This window comes from Delftia sp. RIT313, from assembly GCF_000632165.1.
Lineage (GTDB): Bacteria > Pseudomonadota > Gammaproteobacteria > Burkholderiales > Burkholderiaceae_C > Comamonas > Comamonas acidovorans.
In genome coordinates, this window is record NZ_JFYT01000077.1 from 1 (window position 1) to 15,564 (window position 15,564).

At 68.2% G+C, this 15,564-nt stretch carries 13 protein-coding genes; 4 read left to right on the forward strand and 9 right to left on the reverse strand.

What is annotated here, in order from left to right:
- Nucleotides 1-118: 118 nt before the first annotated feature.
- Entirely contained in the window at nt 119-1,360 is a 1,242-nt protein-coding gene (locus tag BW39_RS22925) for an SAM-dependent methyltransferase (protein ID WP_043824495.1), read from the reverse strand.
- A 357-nt stretch (nt 1,361-1,717) separates the two neighbouring features.
- Here BW39_RS22925 and BW39_RS22930 point away from each other — a divergent pair, with 357 nt between their 5' ends.
- The 3 genes from BW39_RS22930 to BW39_RS22940 are packed head-to-tail and all read left to right on the forward strand — an operon-like array spanning nt 1,718 to nt 4,673.
- Nucleotides 1,718-2,545, forward strand: a complete 828-nt coding sequence (locus BW39_RS22930) for a hypothetical protein (RefSeq protein WP_043824497.1) — start codon at nt 1,718-1,720, stop codon at nt 2,543-2,545.
- 44 nt (nt 2,546-2,589) lie between these two features.
- Nucleotides 2,590-3,522: a DUF4349 domain-containing protein gene (locus tag BW39_RS22935; protein WP_043824499.1), complete on the forward strand. Its 933-nt coding sequence runs from the start codon at nt 2,590-2,592 to the stop codon at nt 3,520-3,522.
- A 53-nt stretch (nt 3,523-3,575) separates the two neighbouring features.
- Complete coding sequence (locus tag BW39_RS22940) at nt 3,576-4,673, forward strand: DNA glycosylase AlkZ-like family protein (protein ID WP_043824500.1); 1,098 nt, start codon at nt 3,576-3,578, stop codon at nt 4,671-4,673.
- A gap of 75 nt (nt 4,674-4,748) precedes the next feature.
- Here BW39_RS22940 and BW39_RS22945 read toward each other — a convergent pair whose 3' ends face one another.
- The 8 genes from BW39_RS22945 to BW39_RS22980 form a co-directional block, all read right to left on the reverse strand.
- Entirely contained in the window at nt 4,749-7,202 is a 2,454-nt protein-coding gene (locus BW39_RS22945; RefSeq protein ID WP_043824502.1) for a TonB-dependent siderophore receptor, read from the reverse strand.
- Nucleotides 7,203-7,328: 126 nt separating this feature from the next.
- Nucleotides 7,329-8,336, reverse strand: coding sequence for a FecR domain-containing protein (locus BW39_RS22950; RefSeq protein WP_043824504.1), 1,008 nt, complete (start codon nt 8,334-8,336; stop codon nt 7,329-7,331).
- A gap of 1 nt (nt 8,337) precedes the next feature.
- Complete coding sequence (locus tag BW39_RS22955; protein WP_013803538.1) at nt 8,338-8,856, reverse strand: sigma-70 family RNA polymerase sigma factor; 519 nt, start codon at nt 8,854-8,856, stop codon at nt 8,338-8,340.
- Between the two features lie 103 nt (nt 8,857-8,959).
- Entirely contained in the window at nt 8,960-9,952 is a 993-nt protein-coding gene (locus BW39_RS22960) for a tripartite tricarboxylate transporter substrate binding protein (protein WP_043824505.1), read from the reverse strand.
- A 202-nt stretch (nt 9,953-10,154) separates the two neighbouring features.
- Nucleotides 10,155-10,922 carry an SDR family oxidoreductase gene (locus BW39_RS22965; protein WP_043824507.1) on the reverse strand — a complete coding sequence of 256 codons (768 nt, stop codon included), beginning with the start codon at nt 10,920-10,922 and terminating at the stop codon, nt 10,155-10,157.
- Nucleotides 10,922-12,649 (reverse strand): acetolactate synthase catalytic subunit, encoded by a 1,728-nt coding sequence (locus tag BW39_RS22970; protein WP_043824508.1) that lies wholly within the window; start codon nt 12,647-12,649, stop codon nt 10,922-10,924. The genes BW39_RS22965 and BW39_RS22970 overlap by 1 nt, the downstream gene beginning before the upstream one ends.
- Before the next feature lie 90 nt (nt 12,650-12,739).
- Nucleotides 12,740-13,693, reverse strand: a complete 954-nt coding sequence (locus BW39_RS22975; protein ID WP_043824510.1) for an SMP-30/gluconolactonase/LRE family protein — start codon at nt 13,691-13,693, stop codon at nt 12,740-12,742.
- A gap of 15 nt (nt 13,694-13,708) precedes the next feature.
- Nucleotides 13,709-14,695, reverse strand: coding sequence for a Bug family tripartite tricarboxylate transporter substrate binding protein (locus tag BW39_RS22980; protein WP_043824511.1), 987 nt, complete (start codon nt 14,693-14,695; stop codon nt 13,709-13,711).
- Between the two features lie 147 nt (nt 14,696-14,842).
- On the opposite strand from BW39_RS22980, the gene BW39_RS22985 reads away from it, so the two are divergent.
- Entirely contained in the window at nt 14,843-15,547 is a 705-nt protein-coding gene (locus BW39_RS22985; RefSeq protein WP_043824513.1) for a GntR family transcriptional regulator, read from the forward strand.
- The last annotated feature ends 17 nt before the right edge of the window (nt 15,548-15,564 follow it).

Here is a 15,564-nt window from a genome sequence, read left to right on the forward strand (position 1 = left end):
CTTTGCTTTGCCTACTTTCCTTTGGCGAAACAAAGGAAAGTAGGTCGGCCGCCGGGCCGAGACCCGGCCTCGAAAAAACACCCCCCGGCAGGGTCAAAAAACAAGGCACATGCAATGCCTAAAGCCCCCCCTCATACATATACCGCCGCGACCAAGCCAACGAAGCAGCCCCCTGCCCCGCCCTCCGACAAACAACCTGAAAGATAGACACATCATCGTGTTCAAACGCATAAGCACACCCCGCCAGATACACCCTCCAAATCCGAAACCTCTCCTCCTCCACCAACGCCCGAATCTCCGGCACACAAGCCTCAAACCGCTCCAGCCACAACTGCAACGTGCGCACGTAATGCCGCCGCAACCCCTCCACATCCAGCGCCTCCAGCCCCCCACGCTGCATGGCCTCCAGCGCCAGGCTCAGGTGCGGCAGCTCGCCATCAGGAAACACATAGCGGTCAATGAACGCACCGCCACCCAGGGCCGAGGCGCCCACGTCCGCATCGGTGGAGGTGATGCCGTGGTTCAGCGCCAGGCCGTCATCGGCCAGCAGCTCGCGCATGTGCGCAAAGTACATGGGCAGGTTGCGGCGGCCCACATGCTCGAACATGCCGACGCTGGTGATGCGGTCAAAGCGCCCCTGCACGTCGCGGTAGTCCTGCAGGCGGATCTCGATGCGGTCGGCCAGGCCTGCGGCGCGCACGCGCTCGGTGGCCGCTTCGAACTGGTTGCGCGACAGGGTCACGCCCACGCAGTGCGCGCCAAAGTGCTGGGCCGCGCGCAGCACCAGCGCGCCCCAGCCGCAACCGATGTCCAGCAGGCGCTGGCCGGGCTGCAGGCGGATCTTGGTGAGGATGTGGTCCAGCTTCTTGCGCTGGGCGGTGGCCAGGTCCTCGTCGCCGTTCTCGAAGTAGGCGCAGGAGTAGACCATGCCCTCGTCCAGCCAGAGCCGGTAGAAGTCGTCGGACACGTCGTAGTGGTACTGGATGGATTCGCGGTCCGTGGCGCGGCTGTGCCGAAAGCGCCTTGCCGCGCGTGCCGCAAGCGCCAGCCGCCCCGGCCCCTTGCCCGCGCCCTGGGTCTTGGACATGCGGCGCGCCAGCGCATAGCCGAAGTCGATGATGTCGGGCAGGCGGCCGTCGATGTCGATCTGGCCCTTCACATAGGCCTGGCCCAGGTGGTCCAGGCTGGGGTCCAGCAGCAGCGGCAGGGCCGAGGCGCTGCGCACGGTGAGCGTGACGCGCGGCTGCTCGAAGCGGCCGAAGTCGAACTGCTCGCCATTCCACAGCACCAGCCGCGCCGGCAGATCGGCCCTTGCACGCACGGCCTCGGCCCAGCGCCTGAGCTTCTTGTCCCAGAACATCTTGCATCTCCCCGGGGCTGGCGGCGCCCCCCTTTTGACATGACCCGCATGAACCGCATGAAAAGCAAATGACGAGTCTTGCCGGTTCATGTGACGGCAAGACGTCAGCACGGCAGCCCGCGCCGGTAGCGGATCGATACAGACCCGATGGCACCCACACCCCGCCAGCGGCCCGGCTTGGGGCACACTGGCCGGCGTTCCAACTGCCCCGGCGCGAAGGCGCCTGCGACAGACCCATGCAAGCCTTTGACCTGAGCATCGAACACTGCATCGAGCACCGCAACGAACAACGCAGCACCGGCGGCCACCGCCGGCCGGATTTCAGGAACCTGCCATCGAACTGGAGCCAGTGACGCCATGGCCATGACCCATACCCAGGCGCTGTCCAAGCTGGCCGCCGACACCCTTGTGCAGACCCTGGAGGAAGACGTGGCGCGCGTGATGGCGCGCACGTTTGCGCTGGGCCGGCACGATGCCGCTATTGCGGCCAACTACGGCGGCCATGCCCTGCCGCCCCTGCTGCGGCGCTGGAGCTGCGTGCTGCAGGCCGGTGACGCCAAGGCAACGGCGTTGTACCGGCACAAGACGGCGCTGGCCCTGGCCATCGTGCTGCACAGGAACGGCCTTGTTGACGCGGGCCTGAACGCGGCCGCGCGCACGGCCATCGATGTGCTCAATGCCGAGGTGGCGCTCAGCGATGACTTCTTTCGCAAGTCGGCACAGATCCGCCAGGACTTCCTGGACACGCCGCCCGCGCCGCCCAAACGCTCGCCGGGCCTGCCTGACAGCCTGACCTTCTACCGCGCGGCCGACGTGGTGGCCATGGAGCTGGACGGGCGCTTCTATGCCCTGTACGTGCACGGCTGCGCCAGGACCAACCAGAGCCCCATCGTCGAGTTCTACGACGCGGTGTTCGACCACGTGCCGCAGATGGCGGAACTGGCCGACGTGCGCGCCCGGGGTCGGCGCTACAACGATGGCGTGGGGCGGGTGGCGCGGTTTTCCATATCGGGCCTGAAGTTCCTGCCCGACCCGGCCGGCCAGTTCACCCTGGTCAAGGCCTGCGTGGAGACGCCGCCGGACCCGGGCCATCTGCAAAAGGGCGACTGGCTCTACACGGTGTCCGACATCTTCGAGCTGCAGTCCGAGGTGGACACCATGTTCGGCCCCGGCGGCAAGCCCTGAGCCCTGGCAGCGGCCTGTTCTTGCCTGTTTTCAAGAGGAAATTCATGACGCATCCCCGGCCTTCCACTCTGCCCTCCCGCATGGCCTTGCCGGCCGTGCTGGCAATGGCTGCCACGCTGGCCCTTGCGGGCTGCAACCAGCGGCATGACACAGCAGCCATGGAATCTGCGCCCGCCCCCGCGCCCATGGCGGGCGGCGCCGGCATGAAGCAAGGCCGCGCCGCCACCGTGCAGGCCGAGGATGCGGCAGCAGCCGCACCAGAGACATCGGCGCAGGACGAGATGGCCCAGCGCTTCCTGGCCGTGCGCCAGGAGCTGAACGTGGAAGTGCCGCAGGCGCAGCTGGCCGATGCCTGGGGCCAGGTGCGCGACCTGTGTGGCACGCTGCGCTGCGAGCTGCTGTCGGCATCCCTTCTGCGCGAGACGCCCCAGCAGCCCGGCAACGCCATGCTGGAGATGCGCGTGGCGCCGGCCGATGTGCAGCGGCTGCTGGGCACGCTGGCCGGCGTGGCCACCATCGTGTCGCAGAACACCATCAGCGAGGACAAGACGGCCGAGGTGATCGACGTGGAGGCGCGCATCAAGAACCGCACCGAGTTCCGCGACAGCCTGCGCCTGATGCTGCGCGACACCACGACCAAGCGCACCATGTCCGACCTGCTGGAGATACAGCGCACGCTGTCGGACACGCAGGCCGAGCTGGACGCCATGGCCGCCCAGCGCAAGGTGCTGGAGCAGCAGACCAGCAAGCAGCACATACAGATCCAGTTCACGCCCACCCGCGCCCTGGTGCAGGGCGGCACCAGCTACAGCCCCATAGGCCGCGCGCTGCGCGATGCCGGCCATGTTCTGGGCGAGAGCATGGCCGCGCTGATCACCTTTGTGGCAGCCGTGCTGCCCTGGCTGGTGCTGGTGGTGCTGCCGCTGGGCTGGGTGCTGCGCGCGCTGTGGCGGCGCAGGCGTGCCAGGAAGGCCTGAGCGGCACAGCAGGGTCAGGAAGTACGGCAGGCCTGCCGTGCTCCAATCAAGCCATGCCCACCGAACCGAGCCTTGACGACCTGCGCCGCCATGCCGTGGCACGCACCCTGTTCACGCCGACCACCCTGCCTGCGGCCATACAGCGCCTGGGTTTTGTGCAGGCAGACCCGATCCGTGCCCCGGCCCGGGCGCAGGACCTGACGCTGCGCCACCGCGTCAAGGACTACCGCGCCGGCGACCTGGAACGCCGCTACGCGCGCCTGGCGATCGACGAGGACTGCCTGGTCAACTACGGCTTTCTGCCCAGCGAGCACCTGGCGCTGATGCACCCGCGCCAGGCCCGCAAGGCCTGGGATGCCGAGACGCAGCGCAAGGCCGCCGAGGTGCTGGCGTTTGTGCGCGAGCGCGGCGCCGTGCATCCGCGCGAGGTGGAGCAGCATTTCTCGCACGGAAGCGTGAAGAACTACTGGGGCGGCTCGGGCAGCGCCAGCACGCAGTTGCTCGACGGCATGCACTACCGCGGCCTGCTGCGGGTCAAGCGCCGCGACAGCGGCACGCGCGTCTACGAGGCCATCGCCCACCCGCCTGCCGACGACAGCCCCGCCGCCAGCGCCCGGCGCGCCGCCGCGCTGATCGACCTGGTGGTGCGCAAATACGCACCGCTGCCGGCCCCCAGCCTGACCTACCTGGTGCGCCTGCTGGGCTACGGCGCCCCCCATCTGGCGCAACAGACCCAGGCAGCGCTGCAGCTGGCGCGCGAGCAGCTGGCCAGCTGCCGCATAGACGGAACCACCTGGTACTGGCCCGCCGACGAGAACCCACGCTCGCGCCGCCATGCCTTCGACGAGCGGCTGCGCCTGCTCGCGCCCTTCGACCCCGTGGTCTGGGACCGACGCCGCTTCACGCTGCTCTGGGGCTGGACCTACAAGTTCGAGGCCTATACGCCACCGGCCCGGCGCCAACTGGGCTACTACGCCCTGCCCATGCTCTGGCGCGGCCATGTGATCGGCTGGGCCAACCTGCAGGCGCGCGAGGGCCGGCTGGAGCCGTCATTCGGCTATGTGGCCGGCGCGGCGCCCGGCGATGCCGCCTTTCGCAGCGCGCTGGATGAGGAGCTGCAGCGCATGGAGCTGTTCCTGGCGCCGCGCTGAGGCTCAGGCAATCGCCCCCTGCACGTGGTTGCCGCCCCACAGGAGCAGCGGCAAGACCGCACAGGGGCAGTCCGCTCAGAAGGTTCCGCGCAGCGTGAGCGTGGCATTGCGCGGCATGCCGTAGTAGGTGCCGTTGCGCGCGCCGCCCACGGCGGCCCAGTAGACCTTGTCGGTCACGTTGCCGATGTTGAGCGCCGCCGTCCAGTTGCGGTTGATGCGGTAGGAGGCGCGCAGGTCCAGCACGGCATGGCCGGGGTTCTGCACCGTGTCCACGCGGGCATGGCTTTGCGCGCTGAGGTTGGCGCCCACCTTCCAGGCCGACCATTCGCCGGGCAGCGCGTAGCTGGTGGACACGCGCAGCAGGCTGCGCGGGGTGTCGGTGCTCAGCGAGCTGCCTTCGTCGTCGCGCGTGTTCAGCCAGGTGTAGCCGCCAGAGACCTGCCAGCCGCGTGCAAGCTCGCCGCCGATTTCGGCATCGAAGCCCTTGCTGCGCAGCACGCTGGAGTTGCGGTAGCAGTCATTGGTGGTCACGCCGGGGCACAGGCCTTCGTTGCCGGTGTCGAACACGGCCACGTCGCGCTTCTTGATGTTGAACACCGAGAAGGCCACGTTGAGCTTGCGCTCGAACAGCTCGCCCTTGATGCCGGCCTCGTAGTTGGCGCCCACGGCGGGCTTGAGGCGGTTGCCCTGCACGGTGGCGTACTGCGACTGGGGCTGGAAGGTGCTGGTGTAGCTGGCATAGACGGACCAGAGCGGATCGATGTCGTAGACCAGGCCCGCATAGGGCGTGAAACGCCCGTTTTCGCGGTAGTCGTTGGTCAGGGCGCCGGTGAAGGTGTCGTTGGAGCGGAACTTGAACCAGTTCAGGCGCCCGCCCAGGTGCAGGTGCAGGCGTTCGGCCAGCTGCAGGCGCCCGCTGCCGTAGATGCCCAGCAGTTGCTTGCGCTCCCTGAGACCGAAGTCATAAGGGGGAGCCACGGGATCGGGGATGCGCGAATGGTCGAAACGGAAGACGTCCAGGGGCATGGCCTCGCCAGAGGAGGCCGACTGGGTCAGCACCTTCTGCTGGGACCAGCTGGTGCCGAACATGACCTTGTGCGTGCCGCCCAGCGCCTGAAAGCTGCCGGTGACGTTGGCATCCAGCCCCGTGGCATCGATGTCGCGCGCAATGAAATCGTTGCCCACGTAGCGCAGGCCCTGCAGGGTAACGGGATCGATGGCGCCGCGCGCCGAACCCAACTTCTGGTCGATGGTGGTCTTGCCGTGGTTGAGCGTGAGCTTGGCTACCCAGTCGCCGCCCATGCGGTGCTCGACCTCGCCGAACACGTCATCGACCTGGGCCTCGTGGCGGTTCCAGCGCTGGCCCAGCGAAGTGGAGCGCGGCAGGCCCAGCGAGGCTCCGTTGGAGTAGCTGGGCAGGCCGAAGATGCTGTAGCCGTCGATGTCGGTCTGCTCATGGCGGTAGCCCGCCGTGACCTTGGTGCCGGCGCCCAGGTCGGCGTCGATCACGCCGTAGAGCATGGGCGAGCGCGAATGCACCAGGTCGATGAAGCTGTGGCGGTCGGTATAGGCGGCCACCACGCGGCCGCGCACCGTGCCGGCCTCGTTGAGCGCGCCGCCTCCATCGATCTCGGTGCGGAAGTTGTTCCAGGAGCCGATGCTCTGAGCGAACTCGAAGTGCTTTTCCGCACGCGGGCGCTTGCGCACCATGTTGACCACGCCGCTGGGGTCGCCCGCGCCCACCACCAGGGCGCCCGCGCCGCGCAGCACCTCCACGCGGTCGAGGATGGCCGTGTCCATGGGCACCCAGCCCGTGGGGCTGTAGGTGCCGCCGGCCACGCCGTCGAGCAGGTAGTTGGAGTCCGGGATTTCGTAGCCGCGCATCATGTAGACGTGTGCCCCGAAGTTGCGCTGCGACTTGGTGGCGCCCGTGGTCTGCAGGATCACGTCCTCGACGGAAGACAGGTTCTGGTCATCCATCTGCTGGCGCGTGACCACGGTCACGGACTGCGGTGTCTCGCGAATGGACTGCTCCATCTTGCCGATGCTCAGAGCGCGCGTGGTGTAGGAGCCGGTCTGCTCGGTGGTGGGGCTGGTGATGGCCTGGGCCGTGACGCGCACCTCGGCCATGGCCTGGGCCGTGCCTGCGGTGCGTGCCGCGGCAGCTGCGGAGGCTGGAGCGGGCGCTGCGCTGCGCAGGCCCCAGTTGCCCGAGCCCGTGCGCACCAGCTCCAGCCCGCTGCCCTGCAGCGCCGCGCGCGCGGCCTGCTCGGGCGTGTAGCTGCCGCGCACGGCGGGCGCGGTCAGGCCGCGCACCAGCTCGGCGTCGATGCCGATCTGCTGGCCGCTTTCGGCGCCTATGCGCGCCAGCGCGCTGCCCAGCGGCTGGGCCGGCAGGTCGTAGCTGCGCACGGACGAGGCGGCTGGCGCAGCGGGCGCGGAAGGGGAAGTCTGGGCGTGGGCGCTCAGCGCGCAGGCCAGGGCGGCAGCGGCCAAGGTGCGCAAGGGCAAGGGGCAGGAGAGCAGCATGCGGGTTCTCGACAAGGAGGTTGGAAGGGCCTGAAAAGCAGGTTTCCAAGGCTTGTCGAGCGCGCCGCAAAAAGTGTTCATTTTTTTGCGCGCAGGCACCGACCTCACCCGATAGTCACTCGACATTCACTCGATGGTCACCAGCCAGCCACGCTGGTAGACGTTCACGGCAATGGGCAGGGTCTCGGCCAGCGCCGCCAGGGCGCGGTCGGTGTCGTCCAGCGAGAACGTGCCGTAGACATGCAGGGCCGCCGCACGCGGCGCCACGCGGATGAAGCCCGCGCGGTAGGCGCGCAGGGCCTGCACCACCTCGCCCAGCGGCTGGTCATGCGCCTCCAGCATGCCGCGCTGCCAGGCCGACGCGGTGCCGGGCTCGGTCGCATCCTCGGTAATGCCCGCCGGACCGAAGCGTGCACTGCGGCCTTGGGCCAGCACCTGGCTTGCACCCTGTGGCGTGGTGATCTCCACGCTGTGCTCAAGCATGCTCACCAGGCTGCTGCCGGCCTCCTGGCGCACCACGAAGCGCGTGCCCAGCGCGCGCACCTGGCCGTGGGCCGTGCGCACGGAGAAGGCGGCGCCCCCTTGCCCTGCCTCCCAGGTCTGTGGCGCTGCATGCGCCAGCAGCGTGCCCTGGCGCAGGATGACGGTGCGGCGGCCAGGGCCGAAATCCAGGTCAGCCGCCGAACGCGCATCCAGCGTGATGGTGCTGCCATCGGGCAACGCAAAATCACGCCGCTCGCCCGTGCCGGTGCGCAGGTCGGCAGCCCATTGGCTGATGGGTGCGTGGCGGTGGGCCACGAAGGCGGTGCCCACAGCCATGCCGCCCAATCCCAGCGCGCCGCGCAGCAGGCTGCGGCGACGGCGGATGCGCGATTCGGCACGCTGCAGCGCCTGACCCATCAGGCTGCCCGAGGCCGCAGGCGCGCCGGTGCGCAGCGGCGACAGCATCTGCTGCAGCGGTGCCTGCAGCAGCTCCCAGGCCAGGCGGTGACCGGCATCGGCCCGGAGCCATTGCTCGAAGCCCTGGCGCTCGCCATCGCTGACGGAGCCCGAGTTCAGCGTGACCAGCCAGCCCACGGCCGCCTCGGTGGCGGCATCCAGACTGCTGCCGTCCTGCGAAAGAGAGGCCGCCATGTCAGCCGCCGCGCGCTACGGCAATGCCGGCCTGCTGGCGGGCGAGCGCGATGGCGATGCGCCGGAAGGCCTCGGCCATGTGGCGGCGCACCGTGCTCAGGGAAATGTCCAGCTGGTCGGCAATGGCCTGGTAGGTCAGGCCGTCGATCTGGCTCAGCAAGAAGGCCTGGCGCGCCTTGAGCGGCAAGCCGTCCAGCGCCTGGGCGATGTGCTCCAGCGTCTCCAGCAGCACGGCGCGCTCTTCGGGAGAAGGCGCCAGCTCCTCGGGCTGCAGGGCCAGGGTCTCCAGATAGGCCCGCTCCAGCTCGCGCCGGCGCCACAGCGTGAACAGCAGGCGCTTGGCAATGGTGGTCAGAAAGGCGCGCGGCTCCTGCACCACGGCAGCGGGGCGCGCGGCCACCACGCGCACAAAGGTCTCGGAAGCCACATCCTGCGCCTCGGCCGTGTCGCGCAGCCTGGCCTTCAGACGCGACAGCAGCCAGGCATGGTGGCCCACATACAGCTGCTGGACCTGGAGCATGGATTCTGGAGGCGTGTGCGGCACGGACATGGGGCGGTATTTTAGCCGTCCGCAATAAGAATGGTTTGCATTCCACCATTCCCCCAGGGCAGCCGGACCGCCCTCAGTTCATGCGCGGCAGATTCGCCGCCTTGATGGCCGCGCCCATGGACTCATGGCCCTGGACCAGCTTTCTGCGGTATTCGGCGCCGGTGAGCGGCGCCGGGTCCACGCCGGCTGACTCGAAGATGCGCGCCACCTGGGGGCCCTCGGCAGCTGCCATGGCGACGCGCTCCAGCCTGTCGCGCAGGGCCGGGGCCACGCCCTTGGGGTAGGCCAGGCCGATCCAGGAGTCGATCTCCACGTCGTAGCCCTGCTCCCTGAGCGTGGGCACTTCGGGCAGTTCCTTCCAGCGCATGGGGCTGGCGCTGGCCAGCAGGCGCATTTTTCCGGCCTTGACATGCTGGACGATGTCCGAAGGGTTCTGCACGATGACGTCCACCTGCCCGCCGATCAGGCCGGCCACGGTCTCTGCGCCGGACTTGTAGTTGATCTCCTCGAACCTGCCGCCCGTCTTGCGCCCCAGCTCGTACATGGCCAGGTTGTTGGGCGCGGACGGCGCGCCAAAGAAGATGCCCTTGCCCTGGCGGGACGCAGCCACCAGGTCGGCCATGGTCTTGTAGGGCGAGTCCGCGCGCACGGCCACCCCATAGCGGTAGCGGGCCACGCCTGCGATGAAGTCGAAGTCATCGACCTTGTAGTCCACCTTCATGAGGTGGGGCGTGATGGCGATGGTCGAAAACGTCACCACGCCCAGCGTATAGCCGTCGGGCTTTTGCCGGGCCAGCGACGAGACGCCCAGCGTGCCCTGCGCTCCCGCGCGGTTGTTGGGCACCACGGGCTTCTTGAGCAGGCCCTCCATGGCATTGCCGATGGCGCGCGAGGCCACGTCGGTATTGCCGCCTGCGCCGTAGTTGATGATCAGGGTCAGTTCCCGCTCGGGAAACGCGTCCGTGCCCTGGGCCAGCGCCGGGGCGCCGGCTGCGGCCGCCAGCGCTGCCGCGCAGAAGGCCGAAAGCAGGCATCTGCGAGATGCGGGTGATGGATATGCATGCATGGTTGTCTCTCGTTGCGATCTTGGGTTCTGTCGTCTTTGGAAGTCGTGCTTTCACGGTGCAGCGCACTACCCACTGACCGTGAAACAGGCATGCCCTGGAAGTGGGGGCACCGAGGAAGGGCCGCCCCGCACCGAGGGTGCCGTCCCCCCCGCGAAGCAAGAGGGGGAAGCGGCGCAGCCGCTCAGGGGGTGCCGTCCCTCTTCAATTCATGAAGAAGCCGCCGTTGACGTCGATCACGGCGCCATTGGTGAAGCCTGCGGACTCGCTGCACAGGTAGCGGATGGCGGCACCGACCTCGGCCGCCTCGCCCAGGCGCCGCACGGGGATCTGCTCGGCATAGCGGCGGTTGACCTCGTCGCCGGCCTGCTGCGCCATCGGCGTCAGGATGCGGCCCGGCGCCACGCAGTTGGTGGTGATGCCGTACTGGCCCATCTCCGAGGCGATGGAGCGGCTCAGGCCCAGCACGGCGGACTTGCTCAGCATGTAGGCGGGGCCGGCCACGATGGACTTGCCGCGCCCGGCCAGCGAGGACACGTTGACGATGCGCCCCCAGCCCCGCTGCTTCATGCCCGGCAGCGCCAGCTGGCACAGGCGCAGCATGGACAGCAGGTTGACGTCCAGGATCTGCTGCACCTCGCCCAGCCCCACTTCGAGGATGCCGTTGGACTGGCCGCTGGCGTTCTTGAGGCTGATGCCGGCGTTGTTGACCAGGATGTCCACGCCGCCATGGCGCTGCACCATGTCCGCGACCACGCGCTGGCGGGCTGCCTCGTCGCAGACATCGAGCACCACGGCGCTGGCCCGGGCACGCAGTTCCTGCGGAACCAGATCCAGGTCGGGCGCGGCCAGGTCAGCCAGCACCACGCGGCGGCCGTCGCGCAGCAGTTCGATGGCGGTGGCCAGGCCGATGCCGCGTGCGGCGCCGGTCACCAGGGCCGTGCGGAGGGGGAAGTTCTCAGGCGCGCTCATCAGTGGCTCTCCGGCGTGTAGAAGGTGATGGGGGGAAAGGCGTCTTCGGTGCACATGACCTCGATCAGCGTGGCCTCTTCGGCGGCCATGGCGGCGCGCAGCGCGGGGGCGATGGCATCGGCCGATTCCACGCGCACGCCGTGTATGCCGCAGGCCCGTGCGATGGCCGCGTGGTCCACGCCGCTGAAGTTCACGGCCGAGGTGTGCTCGCCGAACTTCACATGCTCGGCATGCTTCTGATAGCCCAGGATGCCGTTGTTGATGAGGACGGTGATGACCTTGATGCCCATGCGCCTGCAGGTCTCCATCTCCGACCACACATGGCCGAAGCCGCCGTCGCCCACCAGGCAGAACACCTGGCCGCCGTCCTGCGCCAGGCGCGCGCCCATGGCCATGGGCATGCCCCAGCCCAGGCCCGCCAGGCCGCGCGGCGTGAGGAAGCGCTGGCCGGCCCGGCGCGCGGTCAGGTAGTTGGTGACCCACAGCGTGGAGTAGCTGGCATCGGCCACCACGGTGTCCTCGGCGGTCAGCAGGGCGTCGAGCTCATGCATGATGCGTTCGGGCCGTATGGGTGCGGCGTTGGACAGGCGTACTTCGGCTGATTCCTGCCGGTGCCTTTCCCTGCCCTTGGCAATGCGTGCGGCCAGTGCAGCGCGCTGGCCGGTACGGGCCGACAGATCCAGCGGCCCGGCGATGTCCAGCATGGCTTGCAGCGCCAGCCGCGCATCGCCCACCAGGCGCATGGCGTCGTAGTTGCGCCCTATCTCCTGGCCGTCGATATCGAGGTGGATGAATTGCGCATCGCGCGGGTACAGCGTCCAGCTGTCCGTGCCGTTCTGGTTGGTGCGGTTGCCGATCAGGAACACCACGTCGGCCCCGGCCACGAAATCCTTCAGGTAGCGGCCCGAGCCGTTGGGCCCCAGGCAGTTGGCGACCACGCCCAGCGACAGCTCATGCGTCTCGGCCACGGCACCCTTGCCCATGTTGGTGGTGGCCACGGGCAGGCTCAGCGCTTCGGAAAAGGCGCTCAGTGCCTCGCTGGCACCCGAGATGTGCACGCCGCCACCGGCAACGATGACCGGCGCGCGGGCCTGGAGCAGCGCGCCCACGGCCTGTTCCAGCAATTGCCGTTCGGGCACGGCGCGGTCCAGCGGAAAGCGGGCCAGTGCAGCGGGCCGGGGCACGCTGGAGGGCTGGGCAGGCTCGGTGAGCAGGTCGGCCGGCAGCATCAGCGCCACGGGGCCAGGCCGGCCGCTGCAGGCGGCGATGATGGCCTGCTCCACATAGTCTTCCACGCGCGATGCCTGGTCCACGCGGCGCACCCACTTGGTCACGGGCTTGAACAGGCCCATGTGGTCCAGATCCTGGAAGGCGTTCCTGTCGGTCTGGTCGCGCGCCACGTCCTGCACGAGCGCGATGATGGGGATGGAGACCTTCAGCGCCTCGGCCAGCGGCGCCACCAGCAACGCTGCGGCCGGCCCGTTCTGCGCGGTGATCACGGCCGGCCTGCCGCTCATGCGGGCATGGGCATCGGCCATGTAGCCGCCCGCGTTCTCGGTGCGGTAGGCGATCTGGCGCAGGCCCAATTCCTCGGCGGCCAGCACGAACATGCTGGGCAGGCTCTGCCCGAAGAACTGCGTGATGCCGTGCCGCTTCAGGACCCGGGCCACCAGGTGGCCTACGGTGTCCTGCTTGTTCAATCCAGGGTTGCTCAGGGGTTTCGACATGGGTTGCGGTTTCCGTTCAACAAAAAAAGGCGTAGCGGCTCCCTCGCCATGACAATCGCCAGCGATACGGAAAGGGAAGCCAGGGGGAACTTATCTATTCAGGAAATTCAAAGGCAATCCAGGACACGGCCAGTCCAGCGCCACCAGCCGCCCCGTGGAAGACAGGGTGACAAAAGCCGTCTTCAGGTCCTTGCCACCAAAGCAGATGTTGGTGGTCATGGGGTCGGGCAGCTCGACCCTGTGCAGCACCTGCCCGGCTGGCGAGACCACGGTGATGCCGCCCTCGCCCAGCGTGGCAAGGCAGATGTTCCCTTCGGCATCCACGGCCAGGGAGTCGATGTTCTGCATGCCCGGCAGGCGGCAGACCAGCCGTCCGCCATTGGGCGAATCGGGCCAGGGCCGGGCCAGGATGTGCCCGGGCTCGCCGATGTCGAAGGCCCACAGCCGCCCCGTGAAGGTCTCCGCCACATAGAGCGTCTTCTCATCGGGAGAAAGACCGATTCCGTTGGGCGACCACAGCGGGAAGACGGCCTCGCGGATGGCGCTGCCATCGGCCAGCGCGTAGCAGACGCCGCCCCGGTCCCCCTCACGCGGCCGCACCTTGCCGTGGTCGGTGAACCAGAACCCGCCATGCCGGTCGAAGACCAGGTCGTTGGGCCCCTTCAAGGGTCCGCTGCCGCTTTGCGTGTACAGGCATTCGACCTGGCCCGAGGCCAGGTCCACGGCCTCTATGCGCCCGCCTGAATAGTCGTTGGCCTGGCCTATGGGCCGCAGCCCATGCTCCGCACTGCGGTGCCACTGGAAGCCACCGTTGTTGCAGATGAACAGCTTGCCGCCGGGGCCTGTGGCGGCGCCGTTCGGGCCTGCACCCAGGTGGACGAGCTGCCGCCTTGTGCCATTGGCCGTCACCCGGGTCAGCCAGCCGTTGGCGATCTCCACCAGCACGACCGATCCATCGGGCATGGCCACCGGGCCTTCGGGAAACTCCAGGCCGTCGGCCAGTGCCCGGAGCGAGGGTTCTGTTTTTTGCAGCGTGTATGTCATGTGCGCCTCACTGCATCAATCGATGCTCAGGTTCAAGCGCCTGATCACGGCACCGTATTTTTCGGAATCGTCCCTGACCATGGCCTGCAATTGCTGCGGGGTGGACGGCGAAACCTCCAGCGCCATTTCCGAGAAATTCTTCTGCAACCGGGGATCAGCCAGGGCCTTGTGCAGCACGGCGTTGAGCTGCTCCACCACGGTGGGCGGCGTGCCGCCAGCGACGAAGGCGCTGAAATGGTTGGCGATCTCCACCCCGCGCGCGCCCGCCTCGGCGAAGGTCGGCACATCGGGCAGATGCGGCGAGCGCCGGTCTCCCGTGACGGCGATGACCCGGACCTTGCCCGACCGGGCATAGGGCACGACGGTGGGCAGGTCGGACATGAAGACCGGCACCTGCCCCGCCAGCAGGGCCTGCATGGCCGGGGCGCTGCCCTTGTAGGGCACGTGCACCATCTGGATGGCGCTGCCGGCCAGGAACATCTCCATGGCGAGGTTGGTGCCGTTGCCATTGCCGGTGGAGGCATAGCTCAGGTCGCCATGCGACCTGGCATGGGCCACCAGCTCCCGGACACTGCCTGCGGGAAACGAAGGCAAGGCCACCAACGCGATCGGATTGCGCGCCAACACGGTGACCGGCACCAGTGCGCGCTCCGGGTCATAGGCCAGCTTCCTGAAGAGGAACGGGTTCATCGACGCCACCGAGGGATCGAAGACCGCGAAGGTATGGCCATCGGCGGGTGCGGCCTGCAGGGCCTGCACGGCGATCACGCCCGAGCCGCCAGGGCGGTTGTCCACCACCACGGCCTGTCCGGTCTGCCCCGTGATGGCCGCCGCAATCTGGCGCGCGATGTTGTCCGAGGCCCCGCCTGCGGCATAGGGCACCAGAATTCGCAGCGGCTTGGATGGATAGGTGGTGGATGCAGCGGACGCCGCGCAAGAAAGGCTGATAAGGGCCGTGCCCATGGCAAGCCATTGGCGGCGGTTCGATGGTGATACGGGCATGTGTCCTCCCGGGATTTTGATGCATGGTACTTGATGCATCAAACACCAAACATGGGGTTAGCCCGTGGACCAGTCACGCTCGGATGTGACGGCCATCCCACCATCCCCCGGGAGGTACCATTGCGCCCAAGCAGTTGCGGAGGCCCGATGTCCAGCGTTTTTTCACAGATCCGAACCAATCAGACCCTTGCCGAAAAAACCTATCTGCAGATCCGTGACGCCATCGTGAGAGGCCAGCTGCAACCCGCGCAGCGCCTCGTCTACCGCAGCCTGGCCGAAGAGTTCGGCATCAGCCCCACGCCCGTGCGTGATGCCATACAGCGCCTGGCCTCCGAAGGCGCCCTGGACCTGGACGACCGCGGCGTGGCCACCGTGCCCGTGCTCAGCGTGGAGCAGTATGTGGAAATCATCGCCCTGCGCATCGAACTGGAAGGCCGCGCTGCCGCAGCCGCCGCCAGCCGCCATCCGGGCCAGGGCTTCATCGACACCCTCACCCAGCTGCACCAGGACCTGGAAAAATCCATCGCCGTGGACGACGACGCCACGCTGATCGCCAACGAGCGCTTCCACTTCTCCATCATCGAAGCCGCGCAGCAGCCCGTGCTGGCCAGCCTCATCGGCCTGCTGTGGCTCAAGTGCGGCCCCTCCGTGCGCTACCTGTACCGTGGCACCTACGCCCGCGCGGCCGAACATCCGCACATCCGGCTGATCCATGCGCTGGAGCAAAGGGACGGCCCCGCCGCCCGGCAAGCCGTGGTGCAGGATCTGCAAAGCGCCTGCCTGCATATCCTCAGGAAGATTGCCAAGGATGATGGGATGGAGTTTCCGCAGGAGTGGGAAGTGGCGGGGTAAGGCATTGACCCCGCACG

Bases quoted from the DNA above. Each gene is read 5' to 3' on its own strand.
- BW39_RS22980 (WP_043824511.1), bottom strand. From the start codon at position 14,695: ATGCCCGTATCACCATCGAACCGCCGCCAATGGCTTGCCATGGGCACG.
- BW39_RS22970 (WP_043824508.1), bottom strand. From the start codon at position 12,649: ATGTCGAAACCCCTGAGCAACCCTGGATTGAACAAGCAGGACACCGTA.
- BW39_RS22960 (WP_043824505.1), bottom strand. From the start codon at position 9,952: ATGCATGCATATCCATCACCCGCATCTCGCAGATGCCTGCTTTCGGCC.
- BW39_RS22925 (WP_043824495.1), bottom strand. From the start codon at position 1,360: ATGTTCTGGGACAAGAAGCTCAGGCGCTGGGCCGAGGCCGTGCGTGCA.
- BW39_RS22965 (WP_043824507.1), bottom strand. From the start codon at position 10,922: ATGAGCGCGCCTGAGAACTTCCCCCTCCGCACGGCCCTGGTGACCGGC.
- BW39_RS22975 (WP_043824510.1), bottom strand. From the start codon at position 13,693: ATGACATACACGCTGCAAAAAACAGAACCCTCGCTCCGGGCACTGGCC.
- BW39_RS22955 (WP_013803538.1), bottom strand. From the start codon at position 8,856: ATGCTCCAGGTCCAGCAGCTGTATGTGGGCCACCATGCCTGGCTGCTG.
- BW39_RS22945 (WP_043824502.1), bottom strand. From the start codon at position 7,202: ATGCTGCTCTCCTGCCCCTTGCCCTTGCGCACCTTGGCCGCTGCCGCC.
- BW39_RS22930 (WP_043824497.1), top strand. From the start codon at position 1,718: ATGGCCATGACCCATACCCAGGCGCTGTCCAAGCTGGCCGCCGACACC.
- BW39_RS22940 (WP_043824500.1), top strand. From the start codon at position 3,576: ATGCCCACCGAACCGAGCCTTGACGACCTGCGCCGCCATGCCGTGGCA.
- BW39_RS22985 (WP_043824513.1), top strand. From the start codon at position 14,843: ATGTCCAGCGTTTTTTCACAGATCCGAACCAATCAGACCCTTGCCGAA.
- BW39_RS22950 (WP_043824504.1), bottom strand. From the start codon at position 8,336: ATGGCGGCCTCTCTTTCGCAGGACGGCAGCAGTCTGGATGCCGCCACC.
- BW39_RS22935 (WP_043824499.1), top strand. From the start codon at position 2,590: ATGACGCATCCCCGGCCTTCCACTCTGCCCTCCCGCATGGCCTTGCCG.